At 72.2% G+C, this 14,608-nt stretch carries 15 protein-coding genes; 4 read left to right on the top strand and 11 right to left on the bottom strand.

Features of this window, described 5'->3' with window-relative positions; translation table 11 throughout:
- Window positions 1–21: 21 nt before the first annotated feature.
- From KVF89_RS21445 to KVF89_RS21425, 5 genes are all read right to left on the bottom strand, one after another.
- A complete protein-coding gene (locus KVF89_RS21445; protein WP_257428497.1) occupies window positions 22–591 on the bottom strand; it encodes a hypothetical protein in 570 nt (189 codons plus the stop codon).
- Window positions 584–2,026 (bottom strand): sensor histidine kinase, encoded by a 1,443-nt coding sequence (locus KVF89_RS21440; protein ID WP_257428495.1) that lies wholly within the window; start codon window positions 2,024–2,026, stop codon window positions 584–586. The genes KVF89_RS21445 and KVF89_RS21440 overlap by 8 nt, the downstream gene beginning before the upstream one ends.
- A gap of 16 nt (window positions 2,027–2,042) precedes the next feature.
- Entirely contained in the window at window positions 2,043–2,756 is a 714-nt protein-coding gene (locus KVF89_RS21435; RefSeq protein WP_257428494.1) for a response regulator transcription factor, read from the bottom strand.
- 7 nt (window positions 2,757–2,763) lie between these two features.
- Window positions 2,764–3,246 (bottom strand): NUDIX hydrolase, encoded by a 483-nt coding sequence (locus KVF89_RS21430; protein ID WP_257428492.1) that lies wholly within the window; start codon window positions 3,244–3,246, stop codon window positions 2,764–2,766.
- A gap of 65 nt (window positions 3,247–3,311) precedes the next feature.
- The gene (locus KVF89_RS21425; RefSeq protein ID WP_257428491.1) at window positions 3,312–3,848 is read right to left on the bottom strand and encodes a hypothetical protein; all 537 of its coding nucleotides are present in this window, start codon (window positions 3,846–3,848) and stop codon (window positions 3,312–3,314) included.
- Window positions 3,849–4,045: 197 nt separating this feature from the next.
- Here KVF89_RS21425 and KVF89_RS21420 point away from each other — a divergent pair, with 197 nt between their 5' ends.
- Both KVF89_RS21420 and KVF89_RS21415 read left to right on the top strand, forming a co-directional pair.
- Complete coding sequence (locus tag KVF89_RS21420; RefSeq protein ID WP_257428490.1) at window positions 4,046–4,288, top strand: hypothetical protein; 243 nt, start codon at window positions 4,046–4,048, stop codon at window positions 4,286–4,288.
- Window positions 4,273–6,411 (top strand): ATP-binding protein, encoded by a 2,139-nt coding sequence (locus tag KVF89_RS21415; RefSeq protein WP_257428488.1) that lies wholly within the window; start codon window positions 4,273–4,275, stop codon window positions 6,409–6,411. The genes KVF89_RS21420 and KVF89_RS21415 overlap by 16 nt, the downstream gene beginning before the upstream one ends.
- Here KVF89_RS21415 and KVF89_RS21410 read toward each other — a convergent pair.
- Both KVF89_RS21410 and KVF89_RS21405 read right to left on the bottom strand, forming a co-directional pair.
- Window positions 6,402–7,358 (bottom strand): fructosamine kinase family protein, encoded by a 957-nt coding sequence (locus tag KVF89_RS21410; protein WP_257428487.1) that lies wholly within the window; start codon window positions 7,356–7,358, stop codon window positions 6,402–6,404. The two genes, KVF89_RS21415 and KVF89_RS21410, sit on opposite strands and share 10 nt — an antisense overlap.
- Window positions 7,359–7,388: 30 nt before the next feature.
- On the bottom strand, window positions 7,389–7,799 hold the full coding sequence (locus KVF89_RS21405; RefSeq protein ID WP_257428485.1) for a phage holin family protein: 411 nt from the start codon (window positions 7,797–7,799) through the stop codon (window positions 7,389–7,391).
- A gap of 102 nt (window positions 7,800–7,901) precedes the next feature.
- Here KVF89_RS21405 and nhaA point away from each other — a divergent pair, with 102 nt between their 5' ends.
- Window positions 7,902–9,269 carry a Na+/H+ antiporter NhaA gene (gene nhaA / locus KVF89_RS21400; protein WP_257428483.1) on the top strand — a complete coding sequence of 456 codons (1,368 nt, stop codon included), beginning with the start codon at window positions 7,902–7,904 and terminating at the stop codon, window positions 9,267–9,269.
- A gap of 3 nt (window positions 9,270–9,272) precedes the next feature.
- Window positions 9,273–9,692, top strand: coding sequence for a hypothetical protein (locus KVF89_RS21395; protein WP_257428482.1), 420 nt, complete (start codon window positions 9,273–9,275; stop codon window positions 9,690–9,692).
- Here KVF89_RS21395 and KVF89_RS21390 read toward each other — a convergent pair.
- The 4 genes from KVF89_RS21390 to KVF89_RS21375 form a co-directional block, all read right to left on the bottom strand.
- The gene (locus KVF89_RS21390; RefSeq protein WP_257428481.1) at window positions 9,643–10,062 is read right to left on the bottom strand and encodes a pyridoxamine 5'-phosphate oxidase family protein; all 420 of its coding nucleotides are present in this window, start codon (window positions 10,060–10,062) and stop codon (window positions 9,643–9,645) included. The two genes, KVF89_RS21395 and KVF89_RS21390, sit on opposite strands and share 50 nt — an antisense overlap.
- Window positions 10,063–10,290: 228 nt before the next feature.
- Window positions 10,291–12,279 (bottom strand): acetate--CoA ligase, encoded by a 1,989-nt coding sequence (gene acs / locus KVF89_RS21385; protein ID WP_257428480.1) that lies wholly within the window; start codon window positions 12,277–12,279, stop codon window positions 10,291–10,293.
- Window positions 12,280–12,479: 200 nt separating this feature from the next.
- Window positions 12,480–14,084: a monocarboxylic acid transporter gene (locus KVF89_RS21380; protein ID WP_257428479.1), complete on the bottom strand. Its 1,605-nt coding sequence runs from the start codon at window positions 14,082–14,084 to the stop codon at window positions 12,480–12,482.
- Window positions 14,084–14,470: a DUF485 domain-containing protein gene (locus tag KVF89_RS21375; RefSeq protein WP_257428477.1), complete on the bottom strand. Its 387-nt coding sequence runs from the start codon at window positions 14,468–14,470 to the stop codon at window positions 14,084–14,086. Before KVF89_RS21375 ends, KVF89_RS21380 begins: the two co-directional genes overlap by 1 nt.
- Window positions 14,471–14,608: the final 138 nt, after the last annotated feature.

Genomic DNA, 14,608 nt, shown 5'->3' with positions numbered 1-14,608 from the left:
GCACGCCCGACCCGCCCGGGCTCAGTCCGGCTCGGTGCCCGCGCCCGTCTCCGCCGCGCGCCCGGACAACAGGCTGAGCGTGGCCGTGACGCCGCGCACGACCCGCTTCTCGTCGTACGGCGCGGGATCGACGACATCGACCTGCTGGATCAGGTCGCCGTTCTGCACGAAGCCGGTGACGTAGAGCTGCTCCTCGGCGGCGTTGACCACGACCCGGGCGTCGTCGGCCCGTTCGACGGAGGGCGTGCGGACGTCGGCGTCGGCCTGCTGGCCCATCGTCTTCCAGGCCTCCTCGAGGGTGCCGGGGAAGAGCACGTAGTTGGAGGTCACGACGGCGTCGCCGCTGCCCTCCGCCGGGGTGAACCGGCACTCCGGCTTCGTGGGGGTGCCCGCGTGCTCGGTGGTCTCGATGCCGAACTCCGCCTGGACGAACGCCGCGTCGAGCACGTCGCACGGGTTCCACAGCGCGGGCGGCTCGCTGGGCAGGTCGGGCTTCGCGCCCACCTCCTCGCCGCCACAGGCGGCGAGGACGAGGGGCAGGGCGAGGGCGGTCGCGGCGAGGGCGGTACGACGGCGACGGATGTCAGGCATAGGGGTTCTTCTCCCGTCCGGGCAGCCGGAGGACGAGGCGGGCGCCACCGCTGGCGTTGGCGGTGGCCTGGACCGAGCCGGAGTGTCGTTGGGCGACCTGGCGCACGATCGCCAGGCCGAGGCCCGAGCCGGGCATCGTACGGGCGTCGGGCGAGCGCCAGAACCGGTCGAAGATCTGGGCCCGGTCGGACTCCGCGATCCCGGGTCCCTGGTCGTCGACGGTCAGCACCCCGTCGCTGAGTCGGACGGTCACCTGGCCTCCTTCGGGGCTCCACTTGGCGGCGTTGTCGAGCAGGTTCGTCACCGCGCGCTCCAGCTCGGCGTCCTCGCCGATCACCCACCACGGCCGGGTGAACACCTCGAACTCGAGACCGGGGGCGCGGCGGCGTACCCGCTGCACGGCGTGGTCGACGACGTCGGCGAGGTCGACCGGCTCCACCTGCACGGGGATCGGCTCGTCGCGGGCCAGCTCGGTGAGGTCGCCGATGAGGGTGGTGAGCTCCTCGATCTGGGCACGGACGTCGTCGAGCAGCTCGTCGCGGGCGTCGGGGGGCAGGCCGCCGAAGCCGTCGGGGCTGCGGGCGGTCATGGTGAGCAGGTCGATGTTGGTGCGCAGCGCGGTCAGCGGCGTGCGCAGCTCGTGGCTCGCGTCGGCGACCAGCTGCCGCTGCCGGACCCGGCTCGCGTCCAGCGCCACGAGCAGGTGGTTGAACGCCGTCGCCAGCCGCGCCATCTCGTCGTCGCCCTCGACCGGCAGCGGCGTGAAGTCCTCGGTGCGCGCGATCTCCTCGACCGAGCCGCTCAGCCGGCGCACCGGTCGCAGGCCGTTGCTCGCGACAGCCCACCCGGCCAGGGCGGCGACGATGACGCCGAAGACGCCGAAGGCCACGGTGACCCAGCCGAGGCGGCGCAGCGTGCGGTCCTGGTCCTCCAGCGGCTGGGCGATGACCAGTGCGACCCCGCTCTGCTGGGTCGGTACGGCGACCACCCGGTAGCGCTCGCCCGCCAGCACGATCGTGCGCAGGCTGCGGTCCTGCTTGCCCTGCGCGACGTCGAGCTCGGGCCGGCCCAGCTCGAGGGTGGGGCCACGGTCGAGGATCCGCAGCGTGCCGTTGTTGAAGTCGAGGATCGCGATCCGTACGTCGCCCGCGCCCAGCGCCCACGACGGGATGCCCTGTGAGCCCGCCTGCAGCAGGCTGTCGGAGTCGGCCGCCCTCTCGGCGCGGTCGACGAGCGCGTTGTCGAGGGTGTCCTGCATCTGGACACGGGCCGTGATGTAGGCGCCGACCGCGACCAGGGCCACGGACATGCCGACCGCGATCGTGGTCAGCCAGATCACCCGGCTGGCCAACGAGCGGCGGTAGTGCCAGCGCCCGTCGGGACCCTGCCCGACCCCGAGACCCTGGCCGACTCCCAGGCCCCAGGGAACGGTCACCCTCGCGTCCAGGACACTAGGACTCCGTGGCGCGCAGGACGTACCCGATGCCGCGGACGGTGTGGATCAGCCGTGGTTCGCCCTCGGCCTCGGTCTTGCGACGCAGGTAGCCGACGTACACCTCGAGCGAGTTGGCGGTCGTGGGGAAGTCGTAGCCCCAGACCTCCTCCAGGATGAAGCTGCGATCGAGGACCCGGCGCGGCCGGCGCAGGAACATCTCCAGCAGGGTGAACTCGGTGCGGGTCAGCTCGATCGGCCGGCTGCCGCGGCGCACCTCACGGGTCGTGACGTTCATGGTGAGGTCGGCGAACGAGAGGACCTCCTCCTCGGCGCCCTCCTCGATCGGCGCCACCCGGCGCAGCAGCGCCCGCAGCCGCGCGAGCAGCTCCTCCAGCGCGAACGGCTTCGTCAGGTAGTCGTCCGCGCCGGCGTCCAGCCCCTCGACCCGGTCGCCGACGGCGTCGCGCGCGGTCAGCACCAGGATCGGTACGTCGTTGCCGGCCGCCCGCAGCGCGCGGGTCGCCTCCAGCCCGTCGAGCTTGGGCATCATCACGTCCATCACGACGACATCGGGAGCGACCGCGCCGATGCCGGCGAGCGCCTCCGCGCCGTCGCCGGCCAGGTGGACGTCGTACCCGTTGAAGGCGAGGGAGCGCCGCAGCGACTCCCGCACGGCGCGGTCGTCGTCGACGACGAGGATGCGGTGCGGAGTGGTGGCGCGGGCAGACACGCCCCCATCATGGCCGATCGGCCTGAGCGATGGCTGAGAGGCGGTCGAGGGCCGGCAGGACGTGCTCGGCCAGCAGCGGGGCGAGGTCGGCGGGCAGTGGTCGGGTGCCCGCCGGCAGCCAGCGCAGCTCGGCGATCTCGGCGGAGCGGACGACGGCCACCTGCGCCGGATGCTCGAAGACCGTCGCCGCGACCTCGAACCCGGCCTCGTTGGCCGCGGCGGCGCGGAAGGTGCCGAGGAGTCGCAGGTCGGCCGGGTCGAGCGCGGCGCCCAGCTCCTCGTGGCACTCGCGCACGCCGGTCTGCAGCGGCGTCTCGCCCGGCTCCGGCTTCCCGCCGGGGAGCATGAACCGGTCGGTGCCGCGCTTGCGGACCGTCAGCACCGCGCCCGTCCCGTCGCGGATGACGACGGCGCTGACGGTGATGAGCTGGGTGTCGAGCTGGGTGTCGAGTTGGGTGTCGAGTTGGGTGTCGAGTTGGGGATCCGGCACGGGCGTCAGGCTACGGGGCCGCTACAGGTGGCGCTGCGCGCCCCGGGCCGCGCGGGGTGCCGTGCTCACGACCAGAAGCCCGCGTTGGCGCCGGCCGGGTCGACCCACAGGTCGTAGTCGGCGAAGGAGTCGTCGACGAAGGTGATCCGGGTGCGCACCCGGTCCCGGGACTCCTTGCCGACCCGGGCGATGCTCGCGATCCGGTCGCGGCCGACGGTGAACGCGATCTCCGGCTCCTCGGCGAAGGTGGCGAACCCGAAGTCGAGCAGCACGTAGCGGCGGTCCGTCAGCAGGTGGTACGGGTTCATCTTGTTGATCGGGATCCGGCGGGCGTCGCTGCCCTGCTCGCCCCCGGTGTGGAGCTTGCGGTCGCGGGCGTTCATCGCCTTGCGGGTGAGGGTCGACAGCTTGAGGTCACCGGTCAGGGCGACGTCCGAGACGACCGTGCCGTCGACGATGCCGCTGTTGTCGGAGCCGTCGCCGGCGCAGTGCGCGCCCACGGTCCAGGCGACCATCGTCTCGCCTTCTGCCAGGACGGCCGTGATCAGCGCCTGCATGTCCGGCCCGCCGGCGAGCCGCTTCTGGATGAGCTTCTTGAACATCGAGGTCACTCCGCCGGGGGCTCGTCGGCCAGCTCGAGCGGGATCGTGAGTCGGGTGGGCAGCAACGTGGTCTCCTCAGGGGTGGGGGCGCGCCGGTGGACGCCGGAGACCCATTCCACGAAGGGCCGGGACGGGGGACCAGGAATCCGGACGAATCCGGCCGGTTCATGCCGCCGCGGGTGCCTATGCTGACCGACGTGGCGTCTCCCCCTGCCCCGCCCGTCGACGCCGACGGACTCGACGGGGTCACCGCGCGGCTGGTCGAGCTGCGGGAGTGGGCGGGCCAGCCGTCGTACCGGACGTTGGTGGTGCGGGTCCGCGAGCTCCGGGCCGATCGGGGCGTGCCGGCGTCCGAGGCGAGCCCGGGACGGGTGACGATCTACGACTGCTTCCGCCCGGACGGCTCCGTCTCGACGTCGAGCTCGTGGCGGACCTGGTGACGGTGCTCGGCGGCACCGACGTGCCGGCCTGGCGCGCCGCGACCGCGGCCGCACGCAGCGGCCGGTGGGTGGCGAGTGTCCGCACGGAGCTGCCCGGGCCGGAGCCGGTCCCCGGGCGGGAGGACGACCTCGCGGCGTTGGTCCACGCCCGGGGCGTGACCGCGGTCAACGGGATGGCGGGAATCGGCAAGACCGCGCTCGCCACCGCCGTCGCCCATGCGTTGCTCGCCGAGCAGGCGTGGGACGACGTGGTGTTCGTCGACCTCGGCGGGCGCACGGCACGGCTCCGCGACGCCGACCCCGGGCAGGCGCTGGCCGACCTCGTCCGTGCCGTCGCCGGTCCCGGCCAGCGCCCCGGGGCGGATGAGGCGTCGCTCCGGGCGCGCTGGCAGGAGCTTCTCGCCACCCGCCGGATGCTCGTCGTCCTCGACAATGCGGCGGACGCCGCGCAGGCCCGGCCGCTGGTCCCGGCCGGCCCGGGCCCGGTATCCAGCCGGGTGCTGGTGACGAGCCGTCGTCCACTCGACCTGCCGGCGGCTGACCAGCTGACCCTCGCGCCGCTGGACGACGACGTGGCGGCGACGCTGCTGGCCGAGCGGATCCCGGACGCTCCTCCCGGGACCGTGCGGCGCATCGTGGGTTGGGCCGGCGGACTCCCGCTGGCGCTGCAGATCGCCCGGGCCGCCGTACGCCGTGACGCGGACTGGCCGCTGGACGATGTCGTGCACAAGCTCACCCGGGCCGGCGGCCACCGGGACGTCGACGCCGCGCTCGCGCTGTCCTACGACGCATTGGAGCCGGCCGACCAGGACGCCTTCCGGCTGCTGGCACTACACCCCGGCGCTGTGCTGCGACCGGTGAGTGTCGCCGCGCTGTGGGACCGTACGCCGTCCGAGGCGAGTGCCGTCCTCGACCGGCTGGCTCGTGAGCAGCTCGTCATCGGCGACGACGAGAAGCGCGTGCACGACCTGGTCCGCGCGTTCGCCGCCGGCCTGCTGGCCGAGCGGACTCCGCGGTCCGCACAGGACGCCGGGCTCGCCCGTCTGGTCGATCGGGCTCGTGCCCAGCTCGGCGACGCGGGTCCTGTCGACGAGGTGGAGGTCGCCGAGATGATCGCGCTGGCGCTGTCGGGGGCCGGACCTGCCGGCGCCGGCTTCGCGGTCGAGGTCGGCTGGCTCCTGGAGGCACGAGGCCGGTACGACGACGCCGAGAGCCTGTTGTCGGGGGCGGCTAACCACCCCGACCTGGCGGTGCGGCGGCGGGCGCGCCAGGGGCTGGCGCGCCTGGCCGAGCACGCCGGTCGCTTCCGCGACCAGCTCTACTGGCTCGACGAGGCGCTGCGGGACGATCCGGCTGCCGAGGACGTCCTGCTGGCGGGCAATGCGGCGTACCGGCAGGGCGAGCTCGACCTGGCCGCCGAGCGGTACGCCGCCGCTCGCGACCTCGCGTCCGAGCGTGGGGAGAGCCGGGTGCTCGGCCGCGCGCTGTCGAACCTCGGGAACCTCGCACGCTTCCGTCGCGACTTCGCCGCGGCGCACTCCTACTTCGACGACGCCGAGCGCGTGCTGCGCGAGGCCGGCGAGGAGGCCACGCTGCTCATGGCGCTCGGGAACCGGGCGGTCGCGTGGAAGGACCAGGAGCTGCCGGAGCGGGCGGTGGCCCCGTTGGACGAGGCGATCGCGATCGCCGAGCGGCACGGGCTGCAGGCCGAGCGGGCGCACCTGGGCATCACGCGCGCCTCCGTTGCGCGCCAGCAGGGCGACCTCGGCCGCGCCCGGGCGGAGCTGCACGTCTCGCTCGACCGGGCCCGGCAGCTGGACGCGGCGATCGTCGCGACCGAGGCGCTGCTGGCGCTGGGCGACGTCGAGCGCGAGGCGGGCCGACCGGACCTCGCCGTCGAGCACTTCGCGGAGGTCCGCGAGACGGCCGTCGACGCGGGCCTGACGATCCTGATCATGGAGGCGCTGGAGCGGCTCGGTGCGATCGCCGCCGAGCGGGGCGAGGCGACGGCGGACGCGTTGCTCGACGAGGTCGCCGAGCTGGCCCGGCGCGGTGGTGACACGGCGCGGCTTGAGCGGCTTGAGCGGATCGAACGGATCGAGCGGCTCGAGCCTCAGAGGTAGCGCTGCGCGACCCGGGCCGCGCGGGCGCCGTACTGGCCCCCGAAGAGGCAGGCGTGGACCAGCAGCGGGAACAGCTGGTGGTAGCCCAGCCGCTCCTCCCAGCCGTCGGCCAGCGGCGTCGCCTCGTGGTAGGCAGCCATCACGTGCGGCAGCTGGGGGAGCCCGAACAGCGCCAGCATCGCCAGGTCCACCTCGCGGTGCCCGCCGTACGCCGCGGGGTCGATGACGACCACGCGGTCGCCGGCGGCCCACAGCACGTTGCCGTTCCACAGGTCGCCGTGCAGGCGGGCCGGCGGCTCGACGGGGACGATCGACGGGCCGCGCGCGGCGGCGGTCTCGATCGTCGCGGCGTCCTCGGCGCTGACGATGTCCTTGTCGCGCAGCACCTTGAGGTACGGCGCGATCCGGCGCTCGGCGTGGAACTCCGCCCAGCTCGGCAGCGGCCGGTTGGGCAGCGGAAGCCGACCGATGTACCCATCCACACGGGGGGCTCCGCCCCCCGCGGACCCCCCGCTCTTCTTTCTTTCCACACGGGGGGCTCCGCCCCCCGCGGACCCCCCGGGCCCGTCGACCTCCAGCCCGAAGCAGGGCGCGCCGTACGCATGCGTGGCGGCCAGCGCACGGCCGAAGGTCGCAGCGGCCTCGGCGTTGGGCCGGGCGGTCTCGACCCAGTCGAGGATGAGGCAGTCGGTGTCGACGGCGAGCACCTCGGCGGCGGCCACGCCGCCACCGGGCGTCGCCTCGGCCAGCCAGCGCAGGCCGGCGGCCTCACGCGCGAAGAACTGTGGCGGCGCGGGGCTCAGCGTCTTCAGGAACGCCGTGCGTCCGCTGGAGAGACGCAGCTTGACCGCGGTCGCGATGTCGCCGCCCGCCACCGGTGCCGTGGCGACCACGGCGGAGCCGAGCAGCTGCTCGGCTCGCCCTGCGACGACCGGCTGCCGCGCCATCGGCGTCCTCCTCGTGCCCTGCGCTGCGACTCAGGCCTGGCCCTTGAGGGCGCGCGGGATCTCGCGCCCCTGCCCGATGGCGCGTTCGGGTGCCTTGACCTTCTTGAAGCTGCGGATCGCGAGGAACACCAGCAGCGCGGCCAGCAGGACGTAGAAGCCGAAGACGATCAGGAACGCCCAGTGCAGGTCGAGGCCCGATCCGTTCCAGTGGATGAGGTAGGCGATCGCCACCGACAGCATGATGACGGCCAGCACCAGGAGGAACAGGGCGGCCGCGATCAGGCCGGCCCCGACGCCACCCGCGGTGACGCTGACCTTCAGCTCGGACTTGGCGAGCTGGATCTCCTTGCGCATGATCGTGGAGAAGTCGGTCTGGGCGTCCTTGATGAGACGCCCGATGGTCGGCTCTTCCCCAGTGAGGGTCCGCGGTTCGGTGGCCATGCGACCGACCTTACCGACATCGATAAGATCGGTGCAGGTGAGCCGGGAAGTCTGGTCGGCATGTGAACTCGCCGCGCCCGCCTGACGTCAGGAGCCCGCCCCATGTCCGACCCCGCCCGCACCCCGGACGACCTGTGGCGCCGCGGCCCTGTGTGGACCGCGAGCGAGCGCCCGCTGGCGCGCTACGTCGCCCGCCCGCTGCGCGAGTTCCTCCACGTCGAGGCGGCGGGATCGGCGCTGCTGCTCGCGGCCACCGTCATCGCGCTGCTCTGGGTGAATCTCCCGTTCGACGGCTGGGCGTCGGCGTACGACCACTTCTGGCACACGCCCATCGCCCTCGAGGTGGGGGACTGGCGGATCGAGGAGTCGCTCCAGCACTGGGTCAACGACGGGCTGATGACCGTCTTCTTCTTCGTGGTCGGCCTCGAGATCAAGTACGAGCTGGTCCACGGCGACCTCCGCGACCCGCGCACCGCGGCGCTGCCGATCGTCGCCGCCGTCGGCGGCATGGTCGTGCCGGCGCTGGTCTATGTCGCGATCGTCGGTGGCGGTGAGGGCTCGGGCGGCTGGGGGATCCCGATGGCGACCGACATCGCCTTCGCCGTCGGCGTGCTCGGCCTGCTCGGCTCGCGGATCCCGTCCGCCGCGCGGCTGTTCCTGCTGACGCTCGCGATCGTCGACGACATCGGCGCGATCCTGGTGATCGCGGTGTTCTACACCGCCGACCTGTCCTTCGGCTGGCTCGCCCTCGCCCTCGGCCTGCTGGTGCTGATGGCCGCGCTCCGCGCCGCGCGGGTGTGGGCGATTCCGGTGTACGCCGTCCTCGGCGTGACGGTGTGGTTCGCGCTGCTCCAGTCCGGGGTGCACGCCACGCTCGCCGGCGTCGCGATCGGCCTGCTCACCCCGGCGGTCGCCCTGCTGCGTCCCGAGGCTGCGACCGACTACGCCGTCGAGGGCCTGCGCGACAACGAGCTGGACGCCGAGGAGCTGCACCGGCTGCGCTTCCTCATCGGTGAGTCGGTCCCCGTCGTCGAACGACTGCAGTCGAAGCTGCACCCGCTGTCGTCGTACGTCGTGCTGCCGGTGTTCGCCCTCGCCAACGCCGGCGTCGCCCTGGGCGACGGCGTCCTCGGCGAGGCGCTGCGCTCGCCCGTCGCGCTCGGCATCGCCGCCGGTCTGGTCCTCGGCAAGCCGCTCGGCATCACGCTCGCCTGCTTCGTCGCGATCCGGCTCGGCGTCGGCCGGATGCCGGAGGGCACGTCCTGGCCGCAGATCGTCGGTGTCGGTGCGGTCGCCGGCATCGGCTTCACCGTCTCGCTGTTCATCGCCGGCCTGTCCTTCCCGGGCTCCGACCTGCTCACCGCCGAGGCGAAGGTCGGCATCCTGGTCGCGTCGGTGGTCGCGGCCGCGGTCGGCGTACTGCTTCTGCTGTTGTCGGGACGCGACCGCGCGCGCGGTGACAGCATCTGACCCGTGGAAGGTCGTGCTCTGGATCGCGTCGCCCGGCAGGGGTGGGCGTGGATGCTGCCGGGGTTCGGCCTGGGATTCGGCGTCGCCGGCCAGGAGTTCCTCGACGCCGACCGGGTCCCGTTCGCCGTCGCCGGGCTGGTGCTGGGCGCGGCCTGGCAGGTGCTCTATCGCCGTGACCTGGTGGACCGGCTGATCGTGCCGACCGTCGCGTTGTGCGTCGGCGTCGGGCTCACGCTCGTCTCCGGCCAGGAGTTCGTCTTTGACGACGAGACCGGCTCGGCCGAGAGCGTGCTGCTCTACGTGGGCGGTGTTCTCGCGGGACTCGTCCTCGGCGAGCAGCTCCTGCGGTGGCAGGACCGTCGGGCGGAGGAGCTCAGGCTTCGGGCAGCACCTGGACCGAGCCCAGGATCCGCGCCACGGTGACCCGGATCGCCACCCGCTCGGGGTTCGGGGTCGGCGGGCGGTAGCGGGCGGCGTACAGCTCACAGGCGCGGGTCACGGACTCCTCGTCCTCCCGCACCTCACCGGTCCCGACCAGTGACGCCCAGCGGCCGCGGTCGACCTGGGTGATCGTGAGGCGCGGGTCGCGGCCGAGGTTGCGCACCTTCTGCGAGCCGCGCCGGGTGATGATCCAGGCGCACTGCCGGTCGAGGTCGAGGGTCGCGCCGACGGGGACGGCATGGGGGGCGCCGTGCCGGTCGAGCGTGCTCAGCGTGCAGAGGTGGTACTCCGTCCAGAACGCGATGAGCTCGGCGGGCAGGGCGGTCCAGGCGACGGGTTCGAGTGCGGGCACGGCCCACAAGGTACGCCGACCCGGCTCAGACTGAAGCTCTGGGAGCCCCGACCCGGCGCAAGCTGAACCCGGACACGCGCCGACCCGGCGGAGACTGAACCCGGACGCGCGCCGACCCGGCGCAGACTGAACCCGGACACGCGCCGACCCGGCGCAGAGTGAACTTTCTCGAGTTCAATCTGAGCCGGGTCGGCGTCGGTGTTCGTTCAATCTGCGACGGGTCGGGGATCAGTCCTCGGTGGAGGTGGCCTGGCCGGCGGAGATCAGGTCCATGATCGAGGCGTCGGCGAGGGTCTGGGTGTCGCCGACGGCGCGGCCCTCGGCGACGTCGCGCAGCAGGCGGCGCATGATCTTGCCCGAGCGGGTCTTGGGGAGCTCGGGGACGATCATGATCTGGCGGGGCTTGGCGATCGGGCCGATCTCCTTGCGGACGTGGTCGGAGAGCTCCTTGATGATGTCCGGCCCGCCGTCACCGGCCTCGTTGCGCAAGATGACGTAGGCGACGACCGCCTGCCCGGTGTCGGGGTCCGAGGCGCCGACGACGGCGGACTCGGCGACCTTGGGGTGCGACACCAGGGCGGACTCGATCTCGGTGGTGGAGAGACGGTGGCCGGAGACGTTCATGACGTCGTCGACGCGGCCGAGCACCCAGATGTCGCCGTCGTCGTCCTTCTTCGCGCCGTCGCCGGCGAAGTAGTAGCCCTGTCGCTTGAAGCGGGACCAGTACGTGTCGACGTACCGGTCGTCGTCGCCCCAGATGGTGCGCAGCATCGAGGGCCACGGCGAGGTGACGACGAGGTAGCCGCCCGAGCCGTTGGGGACCGGGTTGCCGTCGTCGTCCACGACGTCGGCCTCGATGCCGGGGATCGCGGTCATCGCCGAGCCGGGCTTGCCCGCGGTCACGCCGGGCAGCGGGGAGATCATCACCGAGCCGGTCTCGGTCTGCCACCAGGTGTCGACGACCGGAGTGCGGTCGCCGCCGATGACGTGGCGGTACCAGACGTAGGCCTCCGGGTTGATCGGCTCACCCACGCTGCCGAGGATCCGCAGCGACGACATGTCGAACTGGTCGGGGATCTCGTGGCCCTGCTTCATGAACGACCGGATCGCGGTCGGGGCGGTGTAGAAGAGCGTGACCTTGTAGTCCTGGATGATCTTCCACCAGCGGCCCGGCTCCGGGGCGTCGGGCGTGCCCTCGTAGAGGACCTGGGTGACACCGTTGGCGAGCGGGCCGTAGACGATGTACGAGTGGCCGGTGACCCAGCCGATGTCGGCGGTGCACCAGTAGACGTCGGTGTCCGGCTTGAGGTCGAAGACCGCGTGATGGGTGTACGCCGCCCCGGTCAGGTAGCCGCCCGTGGTGTGCAGGATGCCCTTCGGCTTGCCCGTCGTGCCGGAGGTGTACATGACGTAGAGCGGGTGCTCGGCGTCGAACGCCTCGGGCGCGTGCTCGGTCGACGCGCCGCCGACGGCGTCGTGCCACCACACGTCGACAGCGTCGTCCCACGCCACGTCCTGGCCGGTACGCCGGACCACGAGCACCTTCTCGATCTTGTCGGTCTTGGTGCGGGCCTCGTCGACGGCCGGCTTGAGCGCGGAGGCGGTGCCGCGGCGGTAGCCGCCGTCCGACGTGACGACGACCTTGGCCTGGCAGTCGTCGATCCGCGAGGCGAGCGCGTCGGCGGAGAAGCCGCCGAACACCACGGTGTGGGGAGCCCCGATCCGGGCGCAGGCGAGCATCGTGACGATCGCCTCGGGGATCATCGGCAGGTAGATGGCGACCCGGTCGCCCTTGCCGACACCGAGCGCGGTGAGCGCGTTGGCGGCCTGGGAGACCTCGTCCTTGAGCTGGCCGTAGGTGAGGTCGCGGGTGTCGTCCTCAGGCTCGCCGACCCAGTGGATGGCGACCTTGTCCCCGCGACCGGCCTCGACATGCCGGTCGACGCAGTTGTACGCCGCGTTGAGCTTCCCGCCGACGTACCACTTGGCGAAGGGCGGGTTGTCCCAGTCGAGGACCCGGTCCCACTTCGTGTCCCACGAAAGCCGCTCGGCCTGCTCGGCCCAGAAGCCCTCGCGGTCCTCCCTCGCCCGGTCGTACGCGTCGGCCTTGACGTTGGCCCCCGCCGCGAGCTCGACGGGCGGCTCGAAGCGGCGGTCCTCCTTCAGCAGGTTGGCCAGGGTCTGGTCCGTCGAGGATGGGGCTGTCTGGTCGCTCACGGTCGTCTCCTGATCGAGTGGGGTGCCTCAGGTCACATTAGGACCCACGGGAAGTCTGTCGACAAGGGGTTGCATGCGGGTTGCCGGTCCGGGCGCCGGTGAGGCGGCCTTCTGCTGTAACTATCTGTTCTTGCCACTACCGCACCGGTCTACCGGTGCGGTAGTGGCGGTAGCAGGTAGTTACAAGGACGGGCCCCGGGCTAGTGCTGGACCGCCTGCTCGGCGCCCGCGCCCGTGAGGGCACGGACTTCGAGCTCGGTGAACCGTTCCTCGGCCTCCGGCTCGTGGGAGGTGACGGTGCCGAGCCAGCCGAAGGAGAAGCCGAGCGGGATCGAGATGATGCCCGGGTTGCTCAGCGGGAACCAGGACCAGTCCGCGCCGGTGACCAGAGCGGTCTCCGAGCCCGACACGACGGGGGAGAAGAACACCAGGCCGACCGACGACAGCAGGCCGCCGTAGATGCCCCAGGTGGCGCCACGGGTGTTGAAGCGCTTCCAGAACATGTTGTAGACGATCGCCGGCAGGTTGGCCGAGGCCGCCACCGCGAACGCGAGCGCCACCAGGAAGGCGATGTTCAGCTTCTGCGCCGGGATCGCGAGCGCGATGGAGATGACGCCGATGGCCGCCGCGGCGATCCGGGTCACCTTGATCTCGTCGTGCTCGCTCGCCTTCCCGCCCTTCACGACGCTGTTGTAGATGTCGTGCGCCACGGAGGTCGAGGAGGTGAGGGTCAGGCCCGCCACCACCGCGAGGATCGTCGCGAAGGCGACTGCCGCGATGAACGCCAACAGGATCGCGCCGCCCGTGGACCCGGCGCCGCCACCGACCTCCTCGGCGAGCAGCGGCGACGCCAGGTTGCCGCCGGACGCCGCCACGTCGGTGGCCTTGTCGCCCTTGAGCATCGCGGCCGCGCCGAAGCCGAGCACCAGCGTGAACAGGTAGAACACGCCGATCAGGCCGATCGCCCAGAGCACCGACTTGCGGGCGTCCTGGGCCGTCGGGACGGTGTAGAAGCGGATCAGGATGTGCGGCAGCCCCGCGGTACCGAGCACCAGCGCCAGGCCGAGGCTGAGGAAGTCGATCTTGCTGGTGGTGTCGATGCCGTACTTCAGCCCGGGCTCGAGGAATGCCTGGCCCTTGCCGGTGTTGGACGCGGCGGTGCCGAGCAGCTCGGACAGGTTGAAGTGGAAGTGCGCGAGCACCAGGACGACGATCAGCGCCGAGCCCACCATCAGCAGGATCGCCTTGACGATCTGCACCCAGGTGGTGCCCTTCATGCCGCCGATGGTGACGTAGAAGATCATCAGGGCGCCGACGCCGACGATGGTGAGGTTCTTCAGCGCCTGGCTGTCCGCGCCGAGCAGGAGCGCGACGAGCGCACCCGCGCCCACCATCTGGGCCAGCAGGTAGAAGATCGACACCACGACCGTCGACGTGGCCGCGGCCATCCGGACCGGGCGCTGCTTCATGCGGTACGCCAGCTGGTCGGCCATCGTGTAGCGGCCGGAGTTGCGCAGCATCTCCGCGACGAGCAGGAGCGCGACGAGCCAGGCGACGAGGAAGCCGATCGAGTACAGGAAGCCGTCGTACCCGGACAGCGCGATCGCGCCGGAGATGCCGAGGAAGGACGCCGCCGACATGTAGTCGCCGCCGATCGCGAAGCCGTTCTGGATGCCCGAGAAGCTGCGGCCACCGGCATAGAAGTCGGCCGTGCCGGACGTCTGGCGGCTCGCCCAGATGGTGATGCCGAGGGTCAGGGCGACGACGGCGAGGAACAGCAGGGTGGTGAGGAGCTGGTCGTCCATCAGTGGTCGCCCCTTCCGCGGGAGGACTTGCCCTCGAGGGCGACGAAGCGCTCGTCGAGCTGGCGCGCCAGCGGGTCGAGGCGGGCGCTGGAGTAGCGGGCGTAGAGCCACGCGAGGAGGAAGGTCGTCACGAACTGCAGCAGCCCGAAGACCAGGGCCACGTTGATGTTGCCGACCACCTGCGTGCCCATGAAGCCGCCGGCCCAGTTGGAGAGAACGACGTAGAGCAGGTACCAGCTCAGGAAGGCGATCGTCGCCGGGAACACGAAGCCCCGGTAGCGGCGCTTGAGCTCGGCGAACTCCGGCATCGCCCGGAGCTCGTCGTACACGGGATCATGGCGCGCTGCGGCGTCATGAGGGTCATGGGGCGAGATGTCGGACGTCACGACGGGCCTCCTCGGATCGGTGCATGTGACCGGGGTCACGGACGTTCCGACGCTAGGAGCGGCGGCGCTCGCGCCGGGAGGGGTGCGGGCCGGCTGCGCGCCGAGTGGGGCCGGGTTGTCGACCAGCGGTCGGTACGA

It is taken from the genome of Nocardioides carbamazepini (genome assembly GCF_024614185.1).
Taxonomy (GTDB): domain Bacteria; phylum Actinomycetota; class Actinomycetes; order Propionibacteriales; family Nocardioidaceae; genus Nocardioides; species Nocardioides carbamazepini.
Note: the sequence above shows the minus strand (reverse complement) of the source record. Positions and strands in the feature narration are given on the sequence as shown.